Origin of the sequence: Bacillus cereus group sp. Sample62, from assembly GCF_036851315.1 — a bacterium.
Classification (GTDB): Bacteria; Bacillota; Bacilli; order Bacillales; family Bacillaceae_G; genus Bacillus_A; species Bacillus_A wiedmannii.
This window is the reverse complement of sequence record NZ_JAFLPK010000001.1, coordinates 4513418-4537546: the sequence shown is the minus strand read 5'-3', so window position 1 is coordinate 4537546 and position 24129 is coordinate 4513418. Positions and strand designations below refer to the sequence as shown.

Sequence of the window (24129 nt, the reverse complement as noted above, 5' to 3'; positions counted from 1 at the left end):
ATAAAAAAAATTGCAAATATGAGGTGAGAAACGATGGTAGAAAAACGAATTCCAATTCAAGTTGCTGAGGCAGTAGAGAGAGTAATGGAATATGCGAAGAATGGTGAAGTAGAAGAAGTTTCTATTACGGAAAGTTACGGAAGAATTCTTGGGGAGGATGTTGTCTCTGATCATGACGTTCCTCATTTTGATCGTTCTCCTTACGATGGTTTCGCAATTCGAGCAGAAGATACGAAAGAAGCGAATCAAGAGAATTCAGTTGAATTTGAAGTAATAGGGGAAATCGGGGCGGGATTTGTTTTTTTAGATGAAGTAGGGCCTTTTAAAGCGGTTCGTATTATGACGGGAGCAGCTATTCCAGAGGGTTGTAATGCGGTCGTAATGCTAGAGCTGACGGAAGGTTTTGAGAAGAACGGAAAAACATATATGAAGGTAAAGCGTTCTTTTAATAGTGGTGACAATGTGTCATTTAAAGGCGAAGATATAAAACGAAATCAAGTTCTCGTTAAGAAAGGCGTTGCAATCAATCCAGGTGTTGCCGCCTTATTAGCGACGTTTGGATATAGTACTGTGAAAGTTGTAAAACAGCCTGTTGTTGGTATTGTGACGACAGGAAGTGAACTGCTAGAAGTACATGAGTCGTTACAGCCGGGGAAAATTAGAAATAGTAACTCGTATATGATTGCAGCTCAAATTATGAAAGCCGGAGGGAAAGTTCGTTATTATGGTCAACTTGCCGACGAGTTAGATGCATGTTTCGCCGCTGTTCAATCGGCGATGGATGAGGTTGATATTTTAATTACGACAGGCGGTGTGTCGGTAGGAGATTATGACTACTTGCCAGCTATTTATGAAAGATTACAGGCGAATGTACTCTTTAATAAAATAGCGATGAGACCAGGAAGTGTAACGACAGTAGCTGAAGTTGAGGGAAAGTTACTTTTCGGTTTATCAGGAAATCCGTCAGCTTGCTACGTAGGCTTTGAGCTATTTGTGCATCCGGTTATAAAAACATATTTGTACGCGAAAGAACCTCACGTATATAGAGCAGATGCTATTTTGCAAACGGATTTTCCGAAGCCAAATCCGTTTACTCGCTTTGTAAGAGCAAAGGTGACAATCGTGGACGGAGCATTACAAACGATGCCGGTCGGCTTAGATAAATCGAGTGCGGTCTCTTCACTTGCAGATGCGAATGCTTTTATTGTGTTGCCTGGAGGAACGAGAGGATTTGAAGCAGGGATGAAAGTATCTGTATTGTTGTTAGAGCACGCCGAGGGATGTGAGTGGCCATGGGCAAAGCCCCTTCAATCTTACAAATAGTAGGGTATCAAAATAGCGGAAAAACAACGCTTGTTGAGAAAATTGTGTACGCATTAGCTGAACGAAAAATGAAAGTTGCTACAATTAAGCATCACGGGCACGGAGGTTTTCCAGAAGTAGCGCAAAAAGATAGTGAAAGGCACCGAAAGGCTGGTGCTGTTGTCAGTAGTGTAGAAGGCGCTGGATTACTTTCACTGTCGTCATTAAGAGAGGAATGGTCCTTGCAAGAAATTATTCGCTTATATGAGTTTTTTGAAGTGGATACAATTTTAATAGAGGGCTATAAAAAAGAGAGCTATCCGAAAGTAGTGTTACTTCGTTCTGCGGAAGACGTTGAACTTTTACATAAAGTAGAAAATATAGTAGCCGTTATTACGTGGCATGATGCTCCCACAAACTTACGAGAAGAATATAAAGTATTTCATATAACAGAAGAAGAGTTGTATATAGACTGGTTTATACAAACGGTAAGGAGTACGAAATGACAAATACGTATTATGAAATAATTGATACAGAAATCTCGATTGAAGAGGTAGCGAAGAAGGTTATTCGCCGCGAATGCGGTGCTGTTACAACATTTATTGGAACGGTTAGGGAGTTTACGAAAGGGCGTCGTACATTATACTTAGAATATGTCGCTTATAAAACGATGGCAGAAAAGATGCTAGAGAAAATTGGCTCAGAAGTGAAAGAGAAGTGGCCAGGTACACACGTTGCGATTACACATCGCATCGGTACACTGCAAATTTCTGATATCGCGGTTGTTGTTGCTGTTTCAACACCGCATCGTAAAGCGGCCTATGAGGCGAATGAATATATTATGGAACGCATAAAACAAATTGTTCCGATTTGGAAAAAGGAGTTTTGGGAAGATGGAGATTCATGGATTGGTGATCAATTAGAAAAAACACCATATCCGGCGGGAGAGCCTGGGAAGGAGCTATAAGTATGATTCGAGTATTGTTATTTGCGCACTTGCAAGAAGAAGCAGGAACAAGTGAATTACAAATAGAGAAAGAAAATATTACGGTTGCAGAGTTAAAAGATGTTGTTGCTAAAGAATATAATGTACCAGTGACAGCATCAACTATGGTTGCGATTAATGAAGAATACGCAAATGAAGATGACACGATTCGGGATGGTGATGTTGTTGCACTAATCCCACCAGTGAGCGGTGGTTAATATTGGATTCATTAAAACGACTTTCCTACATAGGGGAAGTCGTTTTTTTATGGCAGTTTTGCGAACACTAATTTATAGAACAAGGAGGGTATTATGAAAAAAATATGTGTAGTTATTACAATGATTTGTTCGGTCTTCTTCTCTTCCCCAAGTGATTCTTTGGCGAAAGAATCGAGGGAACAGCTGTTAGAGAGTGCATTATCGAATAGGTACTATTCAGTTATTAGACAAGTGACAGAAGATCAATATGAATGTGCTTCCGTTATAAATATAAAGCGTCTCGGCAAGAACGGTGAGTTCGTTCCTAGATTTGAAATTACGCTACAATTTCTTACGTTCCAAGGTGCACATAATCCGCCGAATGATAAAGTTACACTTATTTTGGAAGATCATTTAGATCACGTAAAAATAAAGAAGGTGGAGCGAGAAAAGAATGTTTCTGGTGCTATTGCAGAAAAAGTTTGTGAACGGGAAAAAGAAAAGATAAAAGCTCACTCTAATGATTCCGAGTGATCACCTATGAAATTTAGTAAAGAAAGGTAATGAGCGATGGACATACTTTTAGCGATTTTACCGGCTCTATTTTGGGGAAGTATTGTGCTATTTAACGTAAAACTGGGCGGAGGACCGTATAGTCAAACGCTCGGTACAACGTTTGGTGCACTTATTTTCTCAATTGTTGTTTATATTTTTATGAAGCCCGTATTGACTCCTACTATTATCGGAGTTGGAATTGTGTCAGGTTTATTTTGGGCACTTGGTCAGGCGAATCAATTAAAAAGTATTGATTTAATGGGTGTTTCGAGAACGATGCCCATTTCAACAGGACTGCAATTAGTTGCGACGACTTTATTTGGAGTCATCGTATTTCATGAGTGGTCCACGACAATATCAGTCGTCCTTGGCGTTTTGGCTCTCGTTTGTATTATTATCGGTGTTATTTTAACATCACTTCAAAGTGAAGAAGAAAAGAATGCAGAGCAGGCGGGGAATTTTAAAAGGGGCATTATCATTTTATTGATTTCAACAGTCGGCTATTTAGTTTACGTAGTAGTGATTAGACTATTTAACGTAGATGGTTGGTCAGCTTTATTGCCACAAGCAGTCGGTATGGTGTTAGGGGGCATTTTGCTTACGTTCAAACACCATCCATTTAATAAATATGCACTACGAAATATTATCCCAGGATTAATTTGGGCAGCTGGAAATATGTTTTTATTCATTTCGCAGCCGCGTGTTGGAGTGGCAACTAGTTTCTCGCTATCGCAAATGGGAATTATTATTTCAACGCTTGGCGGGATTCTTATATTAGGTGAAAAGAAAACGAAACGTCAATTAACGGGTATTGTCGTCGGTATCGTTTTTATTATCGCGGCGGGAATTATGTTAGGTGTTGCAAAAAGTTAAAGGAGGTATTGAAATGTATAGTGATTTAGCTGGAAAAGTTGTCGTTATTACAGGGTCAGCAACTGGTCTTGGAAGAGCGATGGGAGTAAGGTTTGCTAAGGAGAACGCAAAAGTAGTAATTAACTATCGCTCGCGAGAGTCAGAAGCGCATGATGTATTAGAAGAAATTAAAAAAGTAGGCGGAGAAGCGATTGCTGTAAAAGGTGATGTGACGGTTGAAGCTGACGTTGTGAACCTCATTCAATCTGCTGTGAAAGAGTTTGGTACGCTTGACGTTATGATTAATAATGCAGGGATAGAAAATGCAATACCATCGCATGAAATGCCGCTAGAAGATTGGAATAAAGTAATCAATACAAATTTAACAGGTGCTTTTTTAGGAAGCCGAGAAGCGATTAAATATTTTGTAGAACATGATATTAAAGGTTCTGTCATTAATATGTCGAGTGTTCACGAGAAAATCCCGTGGCCGCTATTTGTGCACTATGCAGCTAGTAAGGGCGGCATTAAACTGATGACAGAAACGTTAGCGCTAGAATACGCACCAAAAGGCATTCGCGTAAATAATATTGGTCCAGGTGCAATAAATACGCCAATTAATGCAGAGAAGTTTGCGGATCCTAAAAAACGTGCTGACGTAGAAAGTATGATACCGATGGGCTACATCGGAAAACCGGAAGAAATTGCAGCAGTCGCAACGTGGCTCGCTTCTTCAGAGGCCAGTTACGTAACTGGAATTACGTTATTTGCAGATGGTGGAATGACGTTATATCCATCGTTTCAAGCAGGGCGAGGGTAATAGAAAAGGACAAAGAGTTTTAGCTCTTTGTCCTTTTTTCTGCAAAAAAAATAGCGGTCGGCTATTTTAAATTTAATGATTAATTGTATCTTGAAGATATTCTGTTGCTTGATGTTCAGAAACATTTTGTACAAGTGCAACTTCGCTAATCATCATTTTTCGGGCATTATCTAGCATTTGTTTTTCGCTCGCATTTAAAGCTCTCTCTTTATTGCGGCGAAGTAAATCACGAACAACTTCTGCACTATCTTGCAGATTGCCGTTTTTCATTTTTTCCATATTCATTGTATATCTTTGTTTCCAGGAAAGTGATGTATCTGATTCCCCGTTTTGAAATTCAAGAAGTATATCATCTAACGTACCTTTATCTACGATATAACGAATACCTGATTTTTGTAATTGATCCATAGGAAGCATTACTTGCATATCTTTACTAATGATACGTATCACACAATATTGACGTATTGTTCCTAATATTTCTTTCTCTTCAATGGCTTCGATGACTCCTGCGCCGTTCATTGGATAAACGATTTTATCACCAATTTGAAACAAATCATCCACCTCCATATGTGGTAACCATCTTTAATGATAACATAAGTGAATAAAAATGTCAAATTTTATATAATACCATAATAATTATATCCGAGTCAATAAGTAAAAACTCTTTTTTATATATATATTTTTTTGCTCTTACTTATCTATGATTTTTTTAGAAAAATAGTACAGGTGAAGAAAGAAGGCATATCCACTTATTTTTAAGCATAAAATGTAAAATCGCTAATACAATATACCTAAATCCGTTCTTTGCAAAGGAGGGAGAGAAGGTGGGGCGCACAATAAAAATTGATATTACAAATAAAGTTGTAGCTAAATTTAGACCAGATTGTTTGGAATTATATACGAGTAAATTTATGATAGGTAAGTTTTATGTCTATACTGAAGGTAAACAATATGTGTTAGAAGACGGATATATATATGAAGACGGAAAATTTTATCGCATCATAGATACGCACCGTGGCAATAATCAAGCGGCGGAGGGCTGCGATCTAGGATGGTGTTAACATGATTCGTGTGAAAGTGTTTGATGAAAGTCACGAAAAAGACTTAGAAGACGCTGTAAATGTGTTTTTGAAAAAGATTGATGATAGTAACTTTGTAGATATTAAGTACCAAGTTGGTGTTTCCATTAACGATGATGAGAACCAAATTTATTGTTTTTCAGCAATGATCGTTTATAAAGCATAAAAAAGAGCTGGCTCCCCAGCTCTTTTTTATGCTTTATGTTGGGACAACATGTGTCGGTAATACGTTCATAATAGATTGAGTTGTGCCTAATTTCTTTGTTGCTAAAAGAGGCGCCCCTGTTTCATGGTTATGGGCATCTGTACACATACCAAGGTGATAACGATCACCTAAAAATGGATCGATATAAAAACCGTTTTTGAATACTTTATCATTCGGATGTTTTTCATGGTGAATGTCAGAGCAATTAATGCAATAGAACATAGCTTTCATCCCCTTTTTATTTTTGTTTGAAAAAAGTGAGGGGGTAGTCATTTCGCTCCTAAGGAAATGTTGAGGAGAAGAGAAATAACTACCTACTCAAATGGTGGGCATATTCCTTCTGATTTTTCATATCTCGCGTAGTGTCCCTGAGGGAAGGAGGAGGGACGAAATACGCAAGATACACGTAAGGCTCTTCTTTCAAGATGAATGATGGAGTTTCATATTGAGAGAAGTATTTATTTTTTGTTGCCTTTGTGAGTATATTATGAGGAAATGCTCAGAGGGTGTTTGTCCTGTTGAAAAAATGTTGAGAATTTCTCAACAGTAAAAAAGAATTAGCGTTGACATAAAACCAAAAGGTGTTATATCATCTAAATGTAACCAAAAGGTGTTATGTTTTAATACCGAATAAAGGAGAATGAAAATGGAACAACAAAATACATTAACTGATATTAAACAAACGATCGTTTTTAACGCGTCTATTCAAAAAGTATGGAATGTAGTATCAACTGCAGAAGGGATTGCGTCATGGTTTATGCCAAATGATTTTGTATTAGAGGTAGGACATGAATTTCATGTGCAATCACCATTTGGACCATCACCATGTAAAGTGTTAGAAATTGATGAACCAAACCATCTATCTTTCTCATGGGATACAGATGGCTGGGTTGTTTCATTTAATCTGAAAGACCTAGGAGATAATAAAACAGAATTTACGTTAATTCACGGCGGCTGGAAACATCCTGATGAAATTCTTCCGAAAGCGAATGCGAAGAGCTCTATTATTCGCGATAGAATGAGCGGGGGCTGGGTAGCGATTGTAAATGAAAAACTGAAAAAGGTTGTTGAAGGCTAAGTGTCCTCATCAGCAGCGAAATATGATGTATTTCAAGCAATTGCTGATCCAACCCGCCGAGAAGTAATACGGTTATTAAGTGATAAAGAGTTACCGATTTCCAAAATAACGGATCATTTTCCGATGAGTCGTACTGCGGTTGTAAAGCACCTTCATATTCTTTCAGAAGCGAATTTAGTAAGCGGAACAAAAAGCGGAAGAGAGAAGATATATCGTTTGCATCCAGAACCATTAGAGGAATTACAACAGTGGCTCTCGTATTATGAACGTTTTTGGGATAATAAATTGTCCATGCTGAAACATATTGTGGAGAATGAAGAGTAAAAAGAGGATGACCGAAATGGTCATCCTCTTTATTATTGCTCACTTGTTTGTGTAGCTGGTTTTAATAAAATCCAAGCGATAATTAGTGTAAATACTGCTAATACGAAAGTACTCATATAAATGACGTGTACACTTGATGCTAATGCCTCTTGCGATTCGGTTACTACGTTTGCTGTAGTTCCTCCGTGTCCGCCACCAGATACAAGATCAAGGTTTTGAATACCACGTGCATGAATCATCGTATTAAAGATTGTGCCAAAAATTGCAGCACCTAACGTTTGACTAAATGTATTAATAAATGTGTTTAAACCGACTGCTGTTCCGCGCGTATGAGCTGGTACGGCTGCTTGAATTGTTACCATATAAATTGGTGTCACAAGCCCCATTCCTAAGCCGAATAATCCGACTGCTACATAAATAAGGAACGATGGTGAATTTGTTGATAATGTAAATAATAAGAACGTAGCCACTGATAAAATGCTAGCTCCAAGTAAAATAATTTGTTTCGTTTGTAATTTGCCAACTAAGTTACCGGAGAACATAGCACCGAACGTCCACATAACAGGAATTGGCATTAAAATGAGTCCAGCTTCTGTCGCATTTTTTCCTAATACACCTTGGCTCCAAATTGGAAGGTACATTGTAATACTAATAATCATCGCACCGGCAATAAGAGTTAAGATGTTTATTGTAGATAATGTACGGTTAGAGAAAAGTGCTAGCGGAATTAATGGTTCCGGAGATTTTTTCTCGATGTATAAGAAAATAATGAATGACACAGCCGCAAAGATTAATAGACCGATGATTGTAATGTCTCCCCAGTTTTGCTTACTGCTACCTGTTAATAATGCGTATAGTAAAGCAATTGTACTTAATGAGAAGACTGTCGCACCAAGGTAGTCGATATGCTGCTTGGCGGCAGACTTAACAGATTCCTTATAAGAAGTGGCAAACATTAAGCAAGCGATAATTCCAAATGGAACGTTTAAGAAGAAGATATAACGCCAAGATAGAGAATCAACTAAAAATCCACCTACTAACGGCCCGATAACGCCAGATACACCCCAAACGGCACTCATCCAGCCTTGTGCTTTCGCACGGTCTCTCGCTTCACTATATAAGTCGCCAATAATCGTCATTGTGATCGGCATAACAGCACCAGCACCTATACCTTGAAGAGCACGGAAGAAGATTAATTGTTCCATTGACGTAACGACTCCGCAAAGTGCAGAACCAATTAAGAAGATTGTAGCTCCGATGAGCAAAACTTTTTTACGGCCGAATAAATCAGCAAGCTTTCCGTATATTGGAGTCGAAACAGCTGTTGCAAGCATATAAATTGCATATACCCAACTAACAAGTTCGACGCCTGACAAATCACTCGTTATACGAGGGATCGCTGTACTAACAATCGTTCCTTCTACCGCAGAAAGAAACGTCATTAGCATTAAAGACATCATGACTTTTTTTCTCATATTTTTTCCCCTTACCCTTTTTTAAATATTCAACAATATAAAATATAAAGGTACTAAGGTATATAAAGCAACAAAAAAGCAATGGGAAGTCAGGAGGAGCGTATATTTGTCGTGGAATCGCCGATATAATTTCATATACCTATAAAAAAAGAAACAGGAAGCCCTGTTTCTTTTTTTAATATGGCATTTTCGCGTTTTCTCCAGCTGTTGTTCCGGCAATTCTACCAGTAACGAGAGCAGATGTAATATTATAGCCGCCAGTATAACCGTGAATATCAAGAACTTCTCCGCAGAAATATACGCCGTTCGTGAATTTAGAAGACATTTCTTTCGGATTAATTTCTTTAACGGATACACCGCCGCCAGTAACGAATGCTTTTTCAATTGACTGCGTACCATTTACATTCACAGTAAATTCTTTAAAGTCTTTCACAAGTGCACGAATCTTCTCGTGAGAAACTTGTCCAGCTTGTTCGCTGCCATCAATTTCATTCTTTTCTAATAAGAATAGGAAGTAACGTTCAGGAACATAACCTTTTAATACATTTTTAATTCCTTTTTTCGGATCTTCTTTCATTTGTTTCAGCATGCGCTGGAATAGTTGTTCACTATTTTCTTCTGGCAATGCATCGATACTCATTTGAATCGTATTCGTTTTAAACTTTTTCAGTGCTTTCACGACGAATTGGCTACAACGAAGAGCGGCAGGACCAGATAGGCCGAAATGAGTGAAGAGCATGTCCATTTTGTGAGAAATGATAGCTTTTCCTTTCGGGTTTAATACGCTTAAGTTTACATCGCGTAAAGCAAGACCTTGTAAGGAGCGATCACGAATAAATGGTTCGTTTGAAAGGATTGGTACTTCTGTTGGGAATAGCTCTGTAATTGTATGCCCAGCTTTTTCAGCCCAAGCGTATCCATCTCCAGTAGAGCCAGTTTGAGGAACGGATTTTCCGCCAACAGCGATAACGACGTGATTTGTTTCTAACACTTCACCAGTTTGCAGTACGACTGCTTTCGTTTGACCGTTCTCATATTCAATTGTTTCAACGGGTGTATTCGTACGGATTTTTACACCTAAGTCTTTTAATCGTGTTAAAAGTGCGTCTACTACTGATTGTGCTTTATTTGATACAGGGAACATGCGACCATGATCTTCTTCTTTTAGTTGCACGCCAAGCTTTTCGAAGAATGTAATAATATCTTCATTATTGAAAATAGAAAAAGCGCTGTATAAGAAGCGGCCATTTCCTGGTATATGTTTAACGATCTCATCAAGTGGTAGACGGTTCGTTACGTTACAACGACCACCACCAGAAATCGCAAGTTTACGCCCTAGTTTATTTCCTTTATCAAGAAGTAAGACACTTGCGCCTTCTTCTGCAGCACCGATTGCAGCCATTAGCCCAGAAGGCCCGCCGCCGATGACAATAACATCATAATGCATAATATATCGACCTCATTTTCTACATTTCCTGCCTAAAAGAATAGCATGTTTTCCCTTAAAAGAAAAATAGAGTGAAGTACTGCTTAAGGATAGAATTGTGGTACAATACAAAAGTTAGAGTTCAGCACTATCCTGCTATTTGTGGGCAAGAAGACTAAAACCTTAAGATGTAAGAGAAATAAAAAGGAAATTTGGTAGCCCGTAAATGCTCGAATAGTTCAACTAATAAAGAGTAGGGAGTGAACACCTTCCCTGCAAATTATAGTTTCACTTTATGTAGATGTAGGAGGATTTTTGTATGTCCGATTCGAAATTTTTGCGCGGAACGCTTATTGTTACGTTAGGGACATTTTTAGTAAAGTTCTTAGGCATGATTTACGTCTTTCCGTTTCATGCATTAGTAGGTACAGAAGGCGGAACGCTCTATACATATGGATACATTCCATATACGATCTTTTTAAGTATTGCAACGGCAGGGGTGCCGCTTGCTGTTTCCAAATTTGTTTCCAAATATAATGCGCTTGGCGATTATAAAACGAGCCGGAGAATGTTCCGCTCGGGAATGGTTATGATGATAGTAACAGGAGTTCTTTCGTTCCTAGTTCTATACATGACAGCGCCACTGTTTGCAGAAGCAATGCTTGGTAAACAAAGTATACACAGTAATGTAGAAGAAGTTACGACGATTATTCGTCTTGTAAGTTTTGCACTTATTGTTGTACCAGCAGCGAGTTTAATTCGTGGTTATTTCCAAGGTCACCAATCGATGGGACCGACTACTGTTTCGCAAATTATTGAACAAATTATTCGTATCGTCTTTTTATTAGCGGGTAGTTTTATCGTTATTAAAGTACTTGGCGGTACAGTTGCAACAGCAGTTGGGGTAGCGACATTTGCTGCGTTCGTTTCAGCAGTTGGAGCGCTCGGTGTACTCATTTGGTACTGGTTAAAACGTAAAAAACATTTGGATCAATATTTAATTGAACAAACTGTACCAGAATCGACAGTGAGTACCGTTCAATTATTTAAAGAATTATTTGCATATGCGATTCCTTACGTTGTAATTGGGTTAACAATTCCCTTATATCAACAAATTGATACATTGACATTTAACTCAATTATGCAGGCGATTGGCCAAGGTGATATCGCAGAACGAGCGCTTGGTATTTTCACAATGTGGACGCATAAATTAATTATGATTCCTGTATCGCTTGCAACAGCGTTTAGTTTAACGCTTGTACCAGCGATTACAAAATCATTTACTGAAAAACAATACCGTTATTTAAAGTTACAAATTACACAAACATTCCAGGCAAATATGTTTTTAACATTGCCAGCAGTTGTCGGTATTTCAACACTTGCATATCCAATTTATACTGCGTTCTATGACTCAGATCCATTAGGTGGACAAGTATTAATGTGGTATGCACCAGTTGCATTGTTATTCGCTTTATTTACAGTAACAGCAGCAATTCTGCAAGGAATCAATCAACAAAAACATGCAATTGTCGCGCTTATTATGGGTGTTATTTTGAAATTCGTATGTAACGTAATCTTTATTCGTTATTTCGGTACAGTTGGAGCGATTTTAGCTACTGCAGTCGGCTTCTTAGCTTCCGTATGGTATACGAATAGACAAATCAAAAAACATGTACACTATTCATTTGGTGTTGTATATAAGAGAACATTCCAAATTGCAATATTAACACTTGTAATGGTCATTGCTGTAAAGTTATCACAATGGATTCTGTCCTTCATGATTTCGCCTGATGGCCGAATGGGTGCTCTTATTACAGTTGTGGTTTGTGCAGGTATTGGTGGTCTTGTGTACGGATTGTTAGCAATTCGCACAGGAGTACTTGAAAGAGTATTTGGCGGAGAAGCGTTAGAGAAAATCCAACGTAAACTTGGCAATAGATTCAAAATAAAGTTGAAGTCAAAAGGGGCGTAATTACGTCCCCTTTTCTATGATAAATAAAGAAGGTGAAAAACGTGAGATTAGATAAATTATTAGCAAATATGGGATATGGAAGTAGAAAAGAAGTAAAGAAATTATTGAAAGACGGCGTTGTGAAAATTGATGGAACGCCAGTAAAAGATGCGAAGGTTCATGTAAATGTAGAAGAGCAAGAAGTTATGATTCACGGAGAAGTTGTGGAATATAAAGAGTTTGTTTACTTAATGTTGCATAAACCACAAGGCGTTATTTCAGCGACAGAAGATGATAATCATGAAACGGTAATAGATTTATTAGAGTTAGAAGATGCAATCTTTGATCCATTCCCAGTTGGACGACTTGATATTGATACGGAAGGTTTCTTATTGATAACAAATGACGGGAAGTTATCACATCAATTGTTATCTCCGAAAAAGCATGTGCCGAAAAAATATTATGCACACGTTGCAGGAGTAGTAACAGAAGAGGATGTAAAAGAGTTTGCTAAAGGTGTTATTTTAGATGATGGCTATGAAACAAAGCCAGGTGCACTTACAATATTAAAAAGCGATGAGATTTCTGAAATCGAGCTTGTGATTACAGAAGGGAAGTTCCATCAAGTGAAGCGTATGTTTGAAGCGGTAGGGAAAAAAGTAGTCTACCTAAAGAGAACAGAGATGGGACCATTAGTATTAGATGAAGAGCTAGAACTGGGACAATACCGAGAGCTATCAGATGAAGAAGTAGAAATGTTAAAAACATATCAAGTAGATACTGAGAAATAGTGCTGTTTTTGGCGCAGAAAAGACCCCTTTCTAATGAGTTAGAAAGGGGTATGTATTTATTTACATACAATTATTTGTTCATTATGAGGTCATTCTCACTTTCTTTCCTGTTGTTGTCCACTTACCGCGGCAAGGGCTATACACGAGTTCATTAAACTGCAACACATTTAGATCACGTTGTATCGTTCGCGGTGTGATCCCGAACTCATCTACAAGGTCTTTCGTCGTTACCGTTCCGTTTTCATTGATGTACATATAAATTGATTTAATGCGTGTTAGCATACGAGTAGTTGTAGGTTTCAAGAGAAAACCACTCCTCTACTAGTTTTTTTGACCCCATTCAGGAAAGAAGGTCGTTACTACCATTGTACTCTACATGATAAAATTCATGCTTTAATCTACTTAAATTTTACAAAAGTTTAACAAATATTCATATAGAAAAATATTGGTAGTTGACATTGTATATATGGTCAGTCAACTAACACATAAAATTCTACGTAAAACGCCAAATTCCTGCAAATTTTTTTAGAAAAATAAAAGAAAAACTAATAAGAAATATCTGAAATATTACAATTGTTAGGTATTTGAGTTTCGTATATGGCATAAGAGATTTCGGTTTGTTATGATGAAAGAAACAATATAGTGAAGGATGGATGCGTGATGTCAGCGATTAATTGGACAGAAGAAGTTGCAAAACGAAAAGATGATTTAATTCGTGATACACAACAATTTTTACAAATTAAAAGTGTATGGGAAGAAGAATCAGCGAAAGAGGGCGCACCATTCGGTGAAGGTGTAGAAAAAGCTTTATCTTTCATGTTACATAAAGGAGAAACTGAAGGTTTTGCTTCTAAAAATTTAGAAGGGTATGCAGGTCATCTTGAAATGGGGCAAGGAGAAGAGTTAGTAGGTATTCTTTGTCACGTTGATGTTGTACCAGAAGGAGATGGTTGGACGACTCCCGCATATAGTGCAGATATTCGCGATGGAAAGATTTTTGCACGTGGTGCAATTGACGATAAAGGCCCAACGATGGCAGCTTATTATGCGATGAAGATTGTGAAAGAATTAGGTTTACCTCTTTCAAAACGCGTTCGCATGATTTTAGGAACAGATGAGGAAAGCAATTGGAAATGTGTAGATCACTACTTTAAAAACGAAGAAATGCCAACAATCGGTTTTGCGCCAGACGCAGATTTTCCAATTATTAATGCAGAAAAAGGAATTTCTGATATACAAGTTGTGCAAAGTGGTAGTGAAGAGAAGAAAGGTACATATGAACTTGTTTCGTTTGAATCAGGTCGCCGTTTAAATATGGTTCCTGATTTTGCAGAAGCGATTATTACAGGAGAAGATGTAAATGCACTTACAGTAGCATATGAAGAGTATTTACAAACTGCTAAAAAAATAGGTGAAGCAATTGTAGAAGGTAATACGGTGACGTTGCAAATTAAAGGGATTTCAGCTCACGGATCTACTCCAGAAAAGGGTGAGAATGCAGGTTTATTACTGGCAAACTTCCTAACTACAGTTGCTCTTGATGGAAAAGGGGCTTCGTTTGCATCGTTTGTAACAGAAACATTTACAGGAGATATTTTAGGAGAGAAAGCTGGTATTTCTTATAAAGACGATATTAGCGGACCATTAACTGTGAATGTTGGTCGCCTTTCTTATACGAAAGAAAATGGTGGCAATTTAGGATTAAATGTACGTTATCCGGTTACGACTAACTTTGACGAAATGATTGCAAAGTTAAAAGAATACGTTGGTAATCATGGATTTAAAGTGGCGGATTATTCAAACTCTCGCCCGCATCATGTTGATAAAGACCACGTGTTAATTCGTACGTTGCAACGCGTATATGAAGAACAAACAGGTGAAAAAGCAGAGCTATTAGCAATCGGCGGCGGTACTTACGCTCGTTCATTGAAAGCTGGCGTTGCGTTTGGTCCGTTGTTCCCTGGAAAAGAAGAACTTGCGCATCAAAAAGACGAGTACATTGAAATTGAAGACTTATTAAAAGCAACAGCAATTTACGCACAAGCAATTCATGAATTAGCGAAGTAATGGATATATAAATAAGAAGAGGCCGTCCCGATAAATATTTTGGGACGGTTTTCTGTTACGTATAGGTTGCTTTTCTTATCGTATTTAGTTGTTAAGTCGATATAATTTCATTTATCCCGCTTTAATGGGCAGTAAGACCCCCACCTCAAAATTCAGCGAAAGCAAAGAAGTTAGGTGGGGGATCAACTGCCCATAAAAGTCCGATTGGTTCAACTAATAATCAGTGGGGGATGAAGAAAACCCCCACTGATTAAAGTTTCACTTTATTATTGCGATCTTAACTTGGTTAGACTGTTAGGATAGTTTGATTCTATTTAATTGAATGAGATAAGAAAGAAAAGCAACAATAGAAAGAAGGAGAAGATGTACATGGAGCTGCATTATTTTGTCGCGATTACGTTACCGAATCATATAAAAGAAGTGCTGTCTAACTATAAAGAGGAAATGCAGGAGGAAGTACCATTTCGTTCATGGGTACATAAAGAAGACTACCATATTACCCTTTCATTTTTAGGTAGTGCAACAGAGGAACAATTAGAAGGAATAAAGAATGGATTACAAACCCTTACAGAAACGCAAGAACTATCGTTCACATTACAAGGATTTTCTACGTTCGGTATGGAAGATAGGCCGCGTATTTTTTGGTCGAAGGTAAGCGAGAATCCCGATTTGTTCCAGTTACAAAAACAAGTACATGCTATTTGTGAAGAGAATGGATTTTCTTTAGAAACGCGCCCGTATCATCCGCATATTACTGTTGCTCGCAAATGGGTAGGAGAAGAGAAGTTTGATTTAGAACATATAAAGGAAGTGCCTGAAATATCATTTCAAGCGGATACGATTACTTTATACGAATCTCACGTAAAGGAGACACCGAAGTATAAAGCGATTGCTGAAATAAAATTACAAAAATAGAATGTATGAAAACGTTTTTTATACAGGTGAATATACTATAGAGAATAATGTGTTACTGTATAGAGCCTTGCTGATAAGAAAAGCCTTATCATTTGCAGCTCGTTTCATTTAACTTTAAGAATGATGGTGATTTTTTTATGTTGAAAGTAAAACGTCCATTTGATGCCTATTTAGATGAAATGAATAAAATTACAATTTTGCTCCCACATGCGTATGGAACAAGCCGGACATTTCGTTTGCAAGAAGGAAGTAACGTGAAAGATTTACCGATTTCTCATACAATTGCGCTTCCGGATGCAACGAAGTATGAGTGCTTTATAGAAGAGCCGCTAGATGTGGGGAAGTATTATACAGTACGAGATGAACGGAATGAAGAAACAGATTTACAAATAGGTGCTGTCATAAGAACAGTGATTTTCGATGAAAAGTATTATTACGAAGGTACAGATTTAGGAGCCGTGTATCAAAAAGAAGCAACGACATTTAAAGTATGGGCTCCAACTGCGAGGCTTGCGAAAGTAAGGATTTATAAAAGTGATAAAGAATATACCGATCATGAAATGCATAGAGGAGAAAATGGGGTTTGGACTCATACATTACAAGGCGATTTAGCCGGAGCAAAGTATACATTTCTTGTTTGTATTAATTTAATATGGAATGAAGCGGTGGATCCTTACGCAAAGTCAGTGACTGTAAATGGGAAGTACGGCGTTATTATTGATTTGGAAAAGACAAATGTAACAAAACGAGGGCAATTACCACCATTACACGCAATGACAGATGCCATACTGTATGAACTGCATATTCGTGATGCTACTATTCATCAGGGCAGTGGAGTGAGTAAAAAAGGAACATATAAGGGGCTAATGGAAGAAGGAACAACAGGGCGAAATGGGACGTTAACAGGCTTGTCCTATATAAAAGATTTGGGTGTTACACATGTTGAATTATTGCCTTTATATTGTTTCGGTGGTGTAGATGAGGCGAATCCTTCCTCTGCATATAATTGGGGTTACAATCCGTTATATTACAATGCGCCAACGGGATATTATGCTACAGACCTCTCTGATCCGTATAACAGGATAGTAGAGTGTAAACAGTTGATTGAAACATTTCATGAGCACGGCATTAGGGTAATTATAGATGTTGTATATAATCATGTGTATGAAAGAGAGCTATCATCATTTGAAAAGCTTGTCCCAGGATATTATTTTCGTCATGGTGAAGATGGTATGCCTTCTAATGGGACGGGAGTCGGAAATGATATAGCATCTGAACGGAAAATGATGAGGAAATTTATTGTAGAGTCTATTTTATATTGGCTTACTGAATACAATGTTGATGGATTCCGATTCGACTTAATGGGAATTTTAGATGTTGATACAATGAATATAATAGAAAAAGAAGTGCGAAACATAAAGCGAGATGCATTGTTATTAGGAGAAGGGTGGGAGCTACAAACACCACTTCCTCTAGAGGAAAAAGCAATGTTAAATAATGCAAAGAAAATGCCGCATATTGCGCAATTTAATGATCAATTTCGTGATGGGATAAAAGGGAGTACCTTTCATATAAATAAGCGTGGTTTTGCATTTGGTGGGCATGTAGACTGTAATCATTTGCAGTATATTGCATCGGGAAGTCTTTTGAGTATGAAAGAAACAGGTCTGTTTCTAGAGCCTGTGCAAAGCATTAACTATGTAGAATGTCATGACAATATGACGATGTGGGATAAACTAATGCGGAGTAATGAAGAGCCAGAAGAGATTTTGAAAAAACGTCACCTTCTAGCGAGCGCAATGGTGATTCTTTCGCAAGGCATTCCTTTTTTACATGCTGGGCAAGAGTTTTATCGTACGAAGCAAGGAAATGAAAATAGTTATAATGCAAATGATGAAATTAATCAATTAGATTGGGATCAAAAAGAGGAAGAGATAGAGACCGTTAACTATATAAAAGGTTTAATTGCGATTCGCAAAGAGCACAGAGCATTCCGATTACAAAACGCAGACCTTATAAAAAAACACATGACTTTTTTGCAAACATCTCCAGAAGTACTTGCATATCACCTAGAGCATGCAGAATCATTTGGACCGTGGAAAGAGATTATAGTTTTATTTAATAGCGGTTTAGAAGCTAAAACGGTGCAACTTCCGAAAGAAGAAACGTGGCATGTGTTAGTAAACGAAAAGCAAGCGAAAATAGAGCCAATTTCTTCATTTAGAGGAAAGGAACTTAGGCTCGCTCCGATTAGCACGTATATATTGACGATAATGTGACAAATCGCTACTTGACGATGAGAATGTAATAAATGTAGAATTGACAAAGGTGACGATTTTGATAAGTTGTCATTCTATGACTGGTTTTGTAAAATAAAATAGAGAATTTTTGGCTTATGCCAAGTTTTCTTTTCATTTACAGTAAAATATATGAATCCACAACATGTGTAGAAATGTTGCGGTTTTTCTTTTCATAACTATAAAAGATAAGGATTTGTTAACGGGTAATGAATATGGAATGGTTGGAACAATTATTAGGAAAAGAGTGGAGTCTTGTACCGGCTGGTGGAGTAACGGGCGATGCGTATATTGCGCAAAACGGACAACAGAAGTTATTTTTAAAGCGGAATACATCGCCCTTTTTAGCGGTATTGTCAGCAGAAGGAATTGTTCCAAAATTACTTTGGACAAGAAGGGTAACGAACGGTGATGTAATTTCTGCTCAAAAATGGCTTCCGGGACAGAAGCTAGAGCCAGAGGATATGAAACTAGAACGTGTTGCGAAACTTTTGAAGAAAATACACTCCTCTAAAGCACTTGTACAGATGATTCAAAGACTTGGGAAGCAGCCGCTTCACGCACAAGAGTTATTACAACAACTGCAACTTGTTTTAAGAGGAGATATAAGGGATGATGAAACAATTCAGCAAGGCCTTCAATATTTAATGGATTCATTAAAAGATATTGAATACAATGAATTCGTTGTATGCCATTGTGATGTGAACCATAACAACTGGATATTGTCGGATGAAGATGAGTTGTTTTTAATTGATTGGGATGGAGCCGTAATTGCTGACCCAGCTCTAGACCTCGGTATGTTATTATATTGGTACATTCCGCGCCATGAATGGAGCGAGTGGCTCGAATATTATGATATTGAAATGGATGAATCGCTGCTTAGGCGTATGAGATGGTATGTAATAGCACAAACGATTTTGTCTATGCAATGGCACACAACAAAAAAACAGCAAGCAGAAGCTGAATATTGGCATCAATATTTACAGCAACTACTTGCTTCAGAGTAATACTTAAGAAAAATTGTCCATTCCAGCAATCCACTGAGTAAGTTGTTCTTGATTATTGGAAATGTGGTTGTCCAAATTAGAGGAAGATTTACCCGATTGACTATAAGAATATACATCGTTTAGCATTGTTTTAGCGTCACTACTTATACTATCGTTTGCGAGTAACGATTGAATGAGACGCTCTAATTGCTCGCATTCAGAAACTGTCCCGCAACAATCACTTTGGTGATTGACTAAAATATCTTTCAGCACTTCTAATTGATGTTGTTGATTAATTGGCATGAACGGATCATCCTTTCGATTGTTTTTCTCTTCAAATGTACGAGAAAAAGCTGTTTCGTCATGGAATGTTTAATGCTGTATGTAGTTTTTATCAAAATGGTACATCTTATACTTGAAAGAAACGGACCGAGTGCTCGTACGTACTTGGTTTTTTGTTTGGGAGATTGATTAAAACAGAGAGAAGGAATTATTCCTTTAAAATAGCTATGTAAAGAGAGGGAAACATCTATGCGTTTAAGACATAAACCATATGCAATGGATCGAATTAATGAGTATTCACATATCGTAATCGGAAACCCAGAGGAGCGCGCTGGTAACTGGAAAGAAGTATTTGGAAATGAACAACCAATTCATATTGAAGTAGGTACAGGTCGTGGCCGCTTTATGTATGATATGGCAAAAGCAAACCCACATATTAATTATATTGGAATTGAAAAATTCACAAGTGTTGTTGTAGATGCACTTGATAAATTAATTGAAGAAGAAGTACCGAACTTAAAGTTAATTAATAAAGATGCTGAAGATTTAACAGTATTCTTTGCAAAAGGTGAGATTGACCGCGTTTATTTAAATTTCTCAGATCCATGGCCGAAGAATCGTCATACGAAGCGTCGTTTAACGTATAAAACATTTTTACGCAATTATGAAGAAGTGTTAGTAGAAGGCGGAGAAATTCATTTCAAAACAGATAACCAAGGTTTATTTGAATACTCTCTAATGAGTATGGCTGAGTATGGTATGTTATTAACTTACCTGAGCCTAGATCTTCATAATAGTGATTATGAAGGAAACATTATGACAGAATACGAAGAGAAATTCTCAAGTAAAGGTCATCGTATTTACCGAGTTGAAGCAAAATATCGCACAGAGCCTATGCAGTAATGCATAGGTTTTTTGCAACTAAAATAATCGGAATTTTATGTTAATATTAAAAGGAAAGGGGGATGAAAAATGGAACAGTTACAAATTGGAGATATAAAAGTGACGTGGCTAAAAGGCGGGAACACACATTTAGATGGAGGAGCAATGTTTGGTGTTGTACCGAAAGTACTTTGGTCACGTAAATATAAACATAATGATACAAATCATATTTATTTACGAACAGATCCGTTACTTTTGCAAACGAAAGACGGTAATATGCTCATTGATTCCGGAATAGGAAACGGTAAATTGAATGAGAAGATGAAGCGAAATCAAGGTGTAACAGAAGAGTCAGCGGTTTATAAATCATTAGAAAAACTAGATTTAAAACCTGAAGATATCCAGTACGTCTTAATGACACACCTGCATTTTGATCATGCATCTGGTTTAACGAAATGGGAAGGTGATCACCTTGTACCATCGTTTCCGAATGCAAAAGTGTATGTAAGCGAAACAGAATGGAATGAAATGAGGAACCCAAATATCAGGTCGCGCAATACATATTGGAAGGAAAATTGGGAGCCGATTGTAGATCAAGTTGTTACATTCCAGCAAGAAATAGAAATTACGGATGAAATAAAAATGGCGCATACAGGTGGTCATAGTGATGGACATGCAGTTATTGCTTTAGAAAGCAAAGGTGAAACGATGCTTCATTTAGCAGACCTATTGCCGACGCACGCACATCAAAATGTACTATGGGTGATGGCCTACGACGATTATCCGATGACATCGATTGAAAATAAGCAAAAATGGATGAAGTACGGTGCTGAAAACGATGCTTGGTTTACGTTTTATCATGACGCGTATTACCGTGCAGTAAAGTGGAATGAGGAAGGACATATTGTAGAAAAGATAGAGCGGAAAACGAGTATAGAAGCATAAAAAGAGGAGGTTGTTCCAGAAACCAGTCGGGGCAGCCTTTTTATTATTTTTGTTTTTTGTCGGTAAGTCGATATAATTTCAATTACTATCCACAATTAAAAAATAAGAGGTTCACCTAATGGGAACCCTCCTTTTTATGCTGCTATGACCTCTAAAACAGTACCTGTTTTAGCATCAACTAAAAATTCAAATCGTTCTTGTATATCATCTAACATCGTTGTAAGACCGCCGCGATAAACTTCGTATGCGACATCATATTTTTCAAATGTCTCTGGAACCATATGTACCCAAGAGCCAGTAATTTCACCTTTATGACTTAATGCTTGTTTCACCATTTTCAATGCTTTTTCTGAAGAAATATGGGATTGTTCTTGTACTTTGTTTGCAACAAGATAACCAGCTGCGAACCCAACGCCAAGACCTGCTACTAAACCTTTCCAGCTCATATATTCACCTCAATTCTATAAAATAAAAATAGTGTACCAATAATAATTATAAAGCAAATACAGTTAAAAAAGAAGAAACTAGAAACATTTCGAAAATTTCGTTACAATAAAAGAGGTATTCTACTAAGGTTTGAAAGAAGGGGACTTCGTGAATAAAGAGACATTACAATTATTTCGTACGTTAACAGAATTACAAGGTGCATCAGGTTTTGAACATGATGTACGCCGTTTTATGAAGCAAGAATTAAGCAAATATGCTGATGAAATTGTGCAAGACGGTTTAGGTAGCGTATTTGGTCTGAAAAAAGGGGACGAAACTGGCCCACGTGTTCTTGTAGCAGGTCATATGGATGAAGTAGGTTTCATGGTTACGCAAATTACGAAAAACGGAATGCTTCGTTTTCAAACGTTAGGCGGCTGGTGGAGTCAAGTGTTATTAGCGCAACGTGTACAAGTTATAACGAAGAATGGTCCTGTTATTGGGGTTGTTGGTTCTATTCCTCCTCATTTATTAAGTGACGCGCAACGTGCAAAACCGATGGATATAAAAAATATGTTAATTGATATAGGTGCAGATAGTTATGAAGATGCGATTGAAATTGGTGTAAAACCAGGACAACAAATCGTGCCGATCTGCCCGTTTACACCGATGGCAAACGAAAAGAAAATTATGGCGAAAGCTTGGGACAACCGTTACGGATGTGGTCTTGCAATCGAATTATTAAAAGAATTAAAAGACGAAACATTACCAAACACATTATACTCTGGTGCGACTGTACAAGAAGAAGTTGGTCTTCGCGGTGCACAAACTGCTGCAAATATGATTCAACCAGACATTTTCTATGCGCTTGATGCAAGTCCAGCAAACGATGCATCTGGTGATAAAACGCAGTTCGGTCAATTAGGAAAAGGTGCTCTTCTTCGTATTTATGATCGTACGATGGTAACACATAGAGGAATGCGCGAATTCATTTTAGATACAGCAGAAACACACAACATTCCCTACCAATACTTTATTTCACAAGGTGGCACAGATGCGGGCCGTGTACATACAAGTAACTCAGGTATCCCATCAGCAGTAATTGGTGTTTGCGCACGTTACATTCATACACATGCTTCTATTTTACATGTTGATGATTATGCGGCAGCAAAAGAACTTATTACGAAGCTTGTAAGAGCAACGGATAAAACGACGTTAGAGACAATTAAGAATAACGCGTAGAGAAGAAGGGCTGAAGAGCCTTTCTTTTTTTAGGTGGGAGAGATACCCTATCGATGAGTGGTGGCCGTGCTCCCATGTATAAAGAGTAATTTGATTAAGGTAAGATGATGAATGTATATAGAGGTGAAAGAAATGGAAGTAGTAGTTGGATCGAAGAATAAAACGAAAGTTGGTGCTGTGGAGAAGGTTTGGAAAGATGCTACAATTACATCTCTTTCTGTTCCTTCAGGAGTAGCAAACCAGCCGTTTACAGATGAAGAGACGATGCAAGGAGCGGTTAATAGAGCGAAGCGAGCGCTACAAGAAGGAGAAGCTCAAATTGGTATTGGATTAGAAGGCGGCGTAATGAAAACGGAGCACGGTTTATTTATGTGTAACTGGGGCGCACTAGCAACAAGTACCGGTAAAATATTCGTTGCAGGCGGTGCACGTATTAAGTTACCAGATGATTTTTTAGCACCTCTTGAAGAGGGCAAGGAGTTAAGTGAAGTGATGGAAGAGTTTGTACAGAGAAAAGATATTCGTAGTCACGAAGGTGCGATCGGTATCTTTACAGATGATTATGTCGACCGCACGGAATTATTTGTACACGTTGTTAAGTTACTTGTTGGGCAATATAAGTATGATGAAAAGCAAGCATAAACCTTGCACCATACGCGATGTATGGTAGTATAAAAGAAAGATTATAACATGAAAAAAAGCACTCGTTAGAGGAGGAAATATAGATGAAATCATTAGAAAGTATGGAGCAATTCCAACAATTGAAAAATGAAGAGAATGTAGTCTTTATGTTCTCAGCAGAATGGTGCCCAGACTGCCGTTTTGTAGATCCATTTATGCCAGAAGTAGAAGAAAAATATAGTGATTTCTCATTTTACTATGTAGATCGTGATGAGTTTATTGATCTATGCGTAAAAATAGACGTATTTGGCATTCCGAGCTTTGTAGCGTACAATAAGGGTGAAGAAACAGGTCGCTATGTAAACAAAGATCGTAAAACACAAGAACAAATCGAAGAGTTTATTGAAGGTTTAAAATAAGGCAATT

The 24129-nt window shown here is 37.7% G+C and carries 29 protein-coding genes; 22 read left to right on the top strand and 7 right to left on the bottom strand.

What is annotated here, in order from left to right:
* Positions 1–33 precede the first annotated feature (33 nt).
* The 7 genes from J0835_RS23220 to J0835_RS23190 all read left to right on the top strand — a co-directional run bounded on the left by J0835_RS23220 (position 34) and on the right by J0835_RS23190 (position 4711).
* Positions 34–1323 (top strand): molybdopterin molybdotransferase MoeA, encoded by a 1290-nt coding sequence (locus J0835_RS23220; RefSeq protein WP_087982510.1) that lies wholly within the window; start codon positions 34–36, stop codon positions 1321–1323.
* A complete protein-coding gene (gene mobB / locus J0835_RS23215) occupies positions 1293–1808 on the top strand; it encodes a molybdopterin-guanine dinucleotide biosynthesis protein B (protein ID WP_087982508.1) in 516 nt (171 codons plus the stop codon). Before J0835_RS23220 ends, mobB begins: the two co-directional genes overlap by 31 nt.
* Complete coding sequence (moaE, locus tag J0835_RS23210) at positions 1805–2269, top strand: molybdopterin synthase catalytic subunit MoaE (RefSeq protein WP_087982506.1); 465 nt, start codon at positions 1805–1807, stop codon at positions 2267–2269. The genes mobB and moaE overlap by 4 nt, the downstream gene beginning before the upstream one ends.
* Before the next feature lie 2 nt (positions 2270–2271).
* A complete protein-coding gene (gene moaD, locus J0835_RS23205; RefSeq protein ID WP_000621775.1) occupies positions 2272–2505 on the top strand; it encodes a molybdopterin converting factor subunit 1 in 234 nt (77 codons plus the stop codon).
* 93 nt (positions 2506–2598) lie between these two features.
* Positions 2599–3018 (top strand): DUF3888 domain-containing protein, encoded by a 420-nt coding sequence (locus J0835_RS23200; protein WP_087982504.1) that lies wholly within the window; start codon positions 2599–2601, stop codon positions 3016–3018.
* Positions 3019–3054: 36 nt separating this feature from the next.
* Complete coding sequence (gene glcU / locus J0835_RS23195; RefSeq protein WP_087982502.1) at positions 3055–3912, top strand: glucose uptake protein GlcU; 858 nt, start codon at positions 3055–3057, stop codon at positions 3910–3912.
* 13 nt (positions 3913–3925) lie between these two features.
* Entirely contained in the window at positions 3926–4711 is a 786-nt protein-coding gene (locus J0835_RS23190; protein ID WP_087982501.1) for a glucose 1-dehydrogenase, read from the top strand.
* A gap of 72 nt (positions 4712–4783) precedes the next feature.
* On the opposite strand, the gene J0835_RS23185 is transcribed toward J0835_RS23190, so the two are convergent.
* Positions 4784–5278: a CarD family transcriptional regulator gene (locus tag J0835_RS23185; protein WP_001998466.1), complete on the bottom strand. Its 495-nt coding sequence runs from the start codon at positions 5276–5278 to the stop codon at positions 4784–4786.
* A 257-nt stretch (positions 5279–5535) separates the two neighbouring features.
* Here J0835_RS23185 and J0835_RS23180 point away from each other — a divergent pair, with 257 nt between their 5' ends.
* On the top strand, positions 5536–5772 hold the full coding sequence (locus J0835_RS23180) for a DUF2553 family protein (protein ID WP_000533797.1): 237 nt from the start codon (positions 5536–5538) through the stop codon (positions 5770–5772).
* Between the two features lies 1 nt (position 5773).
* Positions 5774–5956, top strand: a complete 183-nt coding sequence (locus J0835_RS23175; protein WP_000621751.1) for a sporulation protein Cse60 — start codon at positions 5774–5776, stop codon at positions 5954–5956.
* 33 nt (positions 5957–5989) lie between these two features.
* Here the strand turns inward: J0835_RS23175 and J0835_RS23170 are convergent, their stop codons facing one another.
* Positions 5990–6217 carry a DUF3973 domain-containing protein gene (locus J0835_RS23170; protein ID WP_140386909.1) on the bottom strand — a complete coding sequence of 76 codons (228 nt, stop codon included), beginning with the start codon at positions 6215–6217 and terminating at the stop codon, positions 5990–5992.
* Between the two features lie 424 nt (positions 6218–6641).
* Here J0835_RS23170 and J0835_RS23165 point away from each other — a divergent pair, with 424 nt between their 5' ends.
* Positions 6642–7073, top strand: coding sequence for an SRPBCC family protein (locus J0835_RS23165; RefSeq protein WP_000437776.1), 432 nt, complete (start codon positions 6642–6644; stop codon positions 7071–7073).
* Entirely contained in the window at positions 7074–7397 is a 324-nt protein-coding gene (locus J0835_RS23160) for an ArsR/SmtB family transcription factor (RefSeq protein ID WP_087982497.1), read from the top strand.
* A 32-nt stretch (positions 7398–7429) separates the two neighbouring features.
* Here J0835_RS23160 and J0835_RS23155 read toward each other — a convergent pair whose 3' ends face one another.
* Both J0835_RS23155 and J0835_RS23150 read right to left on the bottom strand, forming a co-directional pair.
* On the bottom strand, positions 7430–8872 hold the full coding sequence (locus tag J0835_RS23155) for an MDR family MFS transporter (protein WP_087982495.1): 1443 nt from the start codon (positions 8870–8872) through the stop codon (positions 7430–7432).
* 175 nt (positions 8873–9047) lie between these two features.
* Positions 9048–10319 (bottom strand): NAD(P)/FAD-dependent oxidoreductase, encoded by a 1272-nt coding sequence (locus J0835_RS23150; RefSeq protein ID WP_087982493.1) that lies wholly within the window; start codon positions 10317–10319, stop codon positions 9048–9050.
* A gap of 298 nt (positions 10320–10617) precedes the next feature.
* Between J0835_RS23150 and J0835_RS23145 the strand changes: the two genes are divergently transcribed.
* Together J0835_RS23145 and J0835_RS23140 are read left to right on the top strand one after the other, a co-directional pair.
* Positions 10618–12270: a putative polysaccharide biosynthesis protein gene (locus J0835_RS23145; RefSeq protein WP_048562073.1), complete on the top strand. Its 1653-nt coding sequence runs from the start codon at positions 10618–10620 to the stop codon at positions 12268–12270.
* 41 nt (positions 12271–12311) lie between these two features.
* A complete protein-coding gene (locus J0835_RS23140) occupies positions 12312–13040 on the top strand; it encodes a pseudouridine synthase (protein ID WP_001234944.1) in 729 nt (242 codons plus the stop codon).
* 81 nt (positions 13041–13121) lie between these two features.
* Here the strand turns inward: J0835_RS23140 and J0835_RS23135 are convergent, their stop codons facing one another.
* Entirely contained in the window at positions 13122–13343 is a 222-nt protein-coding gene (locus J0835_RS23135) for a DeoR family transcriptional regulator (protein WP_000805512.1), read from the bottom strand.
* A 357-nt stretch (positions 13344–13700) separates the two neighbouring features.
* Here J0835_RS23135 and pepV point away from each other — a divergent pair, with 357 nt between their 5' ends.
* The 4 genes from pepV (at position 13701) to J0835_RS23115 (ending at position 19326) form a co-directional block, all read left to right on the top strand.
* Positions 13701–15107 carry a dipeptidase PepV gene (pepV, locus tag J0835_RS23130; RefSeq protein WP_087982491.1) on the top strand — a complete coding sequence of 469 codons (1407 nt, stop codon included), beginning with the start codon at positions 13701–13703 and terminating at the stop codon, positions 15105–15107.
* 369 nt (positions 15108–15476) lie between these two features.
* Positions 15477–16022: an RNA 2',3'-cyclic phosphodiesterase gene (gene thpR, locus J0835_RS23125; RefSeq protein WP_087982489.1), complete on the top strand. Its 546-nt coding sequence runs from the start codon at positions 15477–15479 to the stop codon at positions 16020–16022.
* A 137-nt stretch (positions 16023–16159) separates the two neighbouring features.
* Positions 16160–18301, top strand: coding sequence for a type I pullulanase (gene pulA / locus J0835_RS23120; RefSeq protein WP_087982487.1), 2142 nt, complete (start codon positions 16160–16162; stop codon positions 18299–18301).
* A 227-nt stretch (positions 18302–18528) separates the two neighbouring features.
* The gene (locus tag J0835_RS23115) at positions 18529–19326 is read left to right on the top strand and encodes a phosphotransferase family protein (protein ID WP_002008769.1); all 798 of its coding nucleotides are present in this window, start codon (positions 18529–18531) and stop codon (positions 19324–19326) included.
* 3 nt (positions 19327–19329) lie between these two features.
* Here the strand turns inward: J0835_RS23115 and J0835_RS23110 are convergent, their stop codons facing one another.
* Positions 19330–19608, bottom strand: a complete 279-nt coding sequence (locus J0835_RS23110; protein ID WP_001122237.1) for a YtzH-like family protein — start codon at positions 19606–19608, stop codon at positions 19330–19332.
* Between the two features lie 228 nt (positions 19609–19836).
* Between J0835_RS23110 and trmB the strand changes: the two genes are divergently transcribed.
* Both trmB and J0835_RS23100 read left to right on the top strand, forming a co-directional pair.
* The gene (trmB, locus tag J0835_RS23105) at positions 19837–20490 is read left to right on the top strand and encodes a tRNA (guanosine(46)-N7)-methyltransferase TrmB (protein WP_001239384.1); all 654 of its coding nucleotides are present in this window, start codon (positions 19837–19839) and stop codon (positions 20488–20490) included.
* A 69-nt stretch (positions 20491–20559) separates the two neighbouring features.
* Positions 20560–21414, top strand: coding sequence for a YtnP family quorum-quenching lactonase (locus tag J0835_RS23100; RefSeq protein WP_000436842.1), 855 nt, complete (start codon positions 20560–20562; stop codon positions 21412–21414).
* 134 nt (positions 21415–21548) lie between these two features.
* On the opposite strand, the gene J0835_RS23095 is transcribed toward J0835_RS23100, so the two are convergent.
* Complete coding sequence (locus J0835_RS23095) at positions 21549–21860, bottom strand: PepSY domain-containing protein (protein ID WP_000118541.1); 312 nt, start codon at positions 21858–21860, stop codon at positions 21549–21551.
* A 148-nt stretch (positions 21861–22008) separates the two neighbouring features.
* Between J0835_RS23095 and J0835_RS23090 the strand changes: the two genes are divergently transcribed.
* The 3 genes from J0835_RS23090 (at position 22009) to J0835_RS23080 (ending at position 24122) form a co-directional block, all read left to right on the top strand.
* Positions 22009–23082 (top strand): M42 family metallopeptidase, encoded by a 1074-nt coding sequence (locus J0835_RS23090; RefSeq protein WP_087982744.1) that lies wholly within the window; start codon positions 22009–22011, stop codon positions 23080–23082.
* Positions 23083–23214: 132 nt separating this feature from the next.
* Positions 23215–23724 (top strand): DUF84 family protein, encoded by a 510-nt coding sequence (locus tag J0835_RS23085; RefSeq protein WP_087982485.1) that lies wholly within the window; start codon positions 23215–23217, stop codon positions 23722–23724.
* A gap of 83 nt (positions 23725–23807) precedes the next feature.
* Entirely contained in the window at positions 23808–24122 is a 315-nt protein-coding gene (locus tag J0835_RS23080; protein WP_087982483.1) for a thioredoxin family protein, read from the top strand.
* Positions 24123–24129: the final 7 nt, after the last annotated feature.

What these genes read in the sequence shown, in the direction of transcription:
- J0835_RS23080 (WP_087982483.1), top strand. Translation starts at nt 23,808, where the DNA reads ATGAAATCATTAGAAAGTATGGAGCAATTCCAACAATTGAAAAATGAA.
- pulA (WP_087982487.1), top strand. Translation starts at nt 16,160, where the DNA reads ATGTTGAAAGTAAAACGTCCATTTGATGCCTATTTAGATGAAATGAAT.
- J0835_RS23185 (WP_001998466.1), bottom strand. Translation starts at nt 5,278, where the DNA reads ATGGAGGTGGATGATTTGTTTCAAATTGGTGATAAAATCGTTTATCCA.
- J0835_RS23200 (WP_087982504.1), top strand. Translation starts at nt 2,599, where the DNA reads ATGAAAAAAATATGTGTAGTTATTACAATGATTTGTTCGGTCTTCTTC.
- trmB (WP_001239384.1), top strand. Translation starts at nt 19,837, where the DNA reads ATGCGTTTAAGACATAAACCATATGCAATGGATCGAATTAATGAGTAT.
- J0835_RS23115 (WP_002008769.1), top strand. Translation starts at nt 18,529, where the DNA reads ATGAATATGGAATGGTTGGAACAATTATTAGGAAAAGAGTGGAGTCTT.
- J0835_RS23150 (WP_087982493.1), bottom strand. Translation starts at nt 10,319, where the DNA reads ATGCATTATGATGTTATTGTCATCGGCGGCGGGCCTTCTGGGCTAATG.
- moaD (WP_000621775.1), top strand. Translation starts at nt 2,272, where the DNA reads ATGATTCGAGTATTGTTATTTGCGCACTTGCAAGAAGAAGCAGGAACA.
- J0835_RS23155 (WP_087982495.1), bottom strand. Translation starts at nt 8,872, where the DNA reads ATGAGAAAAAAAGTCATGATGTCTTTAATGCTAATGACGTTTCTTTCT.
- J0835_RS23175 (WP_000621751.1), top strand. Translation starts at nt 5,774, where the DNA reads ATGATTCGTGTGAAAGTGTTTGATGAAAGTCACGAAAAAGACTTAGAA.
- J0835_RS23100 (WP_000436842.1), top strand. Translation starts at nt 20,560, where the DNA reads ATGGAACAGTTACAAATTGGAGATATAAAAGTGACGTGGCTAAAAGGC.
- J0835_RS23220 (WP_087982510.1), top strand. Translation starts at nt 34, where the DNA reads ATGGTAGAAAAACGAATTCCAATTCAAGTTGCTGAGGCAGTAGAGAGA.
- J0835_RS23110 (WP_001122237.1), bottom strand. Translation starts at nt 19,608, where the DNA reads ATGCCAATTAATCAACAACATCAATTAGAAGTGCTGAAAGATATTTTA.
- mobB (WP_087982508.1), top strand. Translation starts at nt 1,293, where the DNA reads ATGGGCAAAGCCCCTTCAATCTTACAAATAGTAGGGTATCAAAATAGC.
- thpR (WP_087982489.1), top strand. Translation starts at nt 15,477, where the DNA reads ATGGAGCTGCATTATTTTGTCGCGATTACGTTACCGAATCATATAAAA.
- moaE (WP_087982506.1), top strand. Translation starts at nt 1,805, where the DNA reads ATGACAAATACGTATTATGAAATAATTGATACAGAAATCTCGATTGAA.
- J0835_RS23190 (WP_087982501.1), top strand. Translation starts at nt 3,926, where the DNA reads ATGTATAGTGATTTAGCTGGAAAAGTTGTCGTTATTACAGGGTCAGCA.
- glcU (WP_087982502.1), top strand. Translation starts at nt 3,055, where the DNA reads ATGGACATACTTTTAGCGATTTTACCGGCTCTATTTTGGGGAAGTATT.
- J0835_RS23085 (WP_087982485.1), top strand. Translation starts at nt 23,215, where the DNA reads ATGGAAGTAGTAGTTGGATCGAAGAATAAAACGAAAGTTGGTGCTGTG.
- J0835_RS23170 (WP_140386909.1), bottom strand. Translation starts at nt 6,217, where the DNA reads ATGTTCTATTGCATTAATTGCTCTGACATTCACCATGAAAAACATCCG.
- J0835_RS23145 (WP_048562073.1), top strand. Translation starts at nt 10,618, where the DNA reads ATGTCCGATTCGAAATTTTTGCGCGGAACGCTTATTGTTACGTTAGGG.
- J0835_RS23095 (WP_000118541.1), bottom strand. Translation starts at nt 21,860, where the DNA reads ATGAGCTGGAAAGGTTTAGTAGCAGGTCTTGGCGTTGGGTTCGCAGCT.
- pepV (WP_087982491.1), top strand. Translation starts at nt 13,701, where the DNA reads ATGTCAGCGATTAATTGGACAGAAGAAGTTGCAAAACGAAAAGATGAT.
- J0835_RS23165 (WP_000437776.1), top strand. Translation starts at nt 6,642, where the DNA reads ATGGAACAACAAAATACATTAACTGATATTAAACAAACGATCGTTTTT.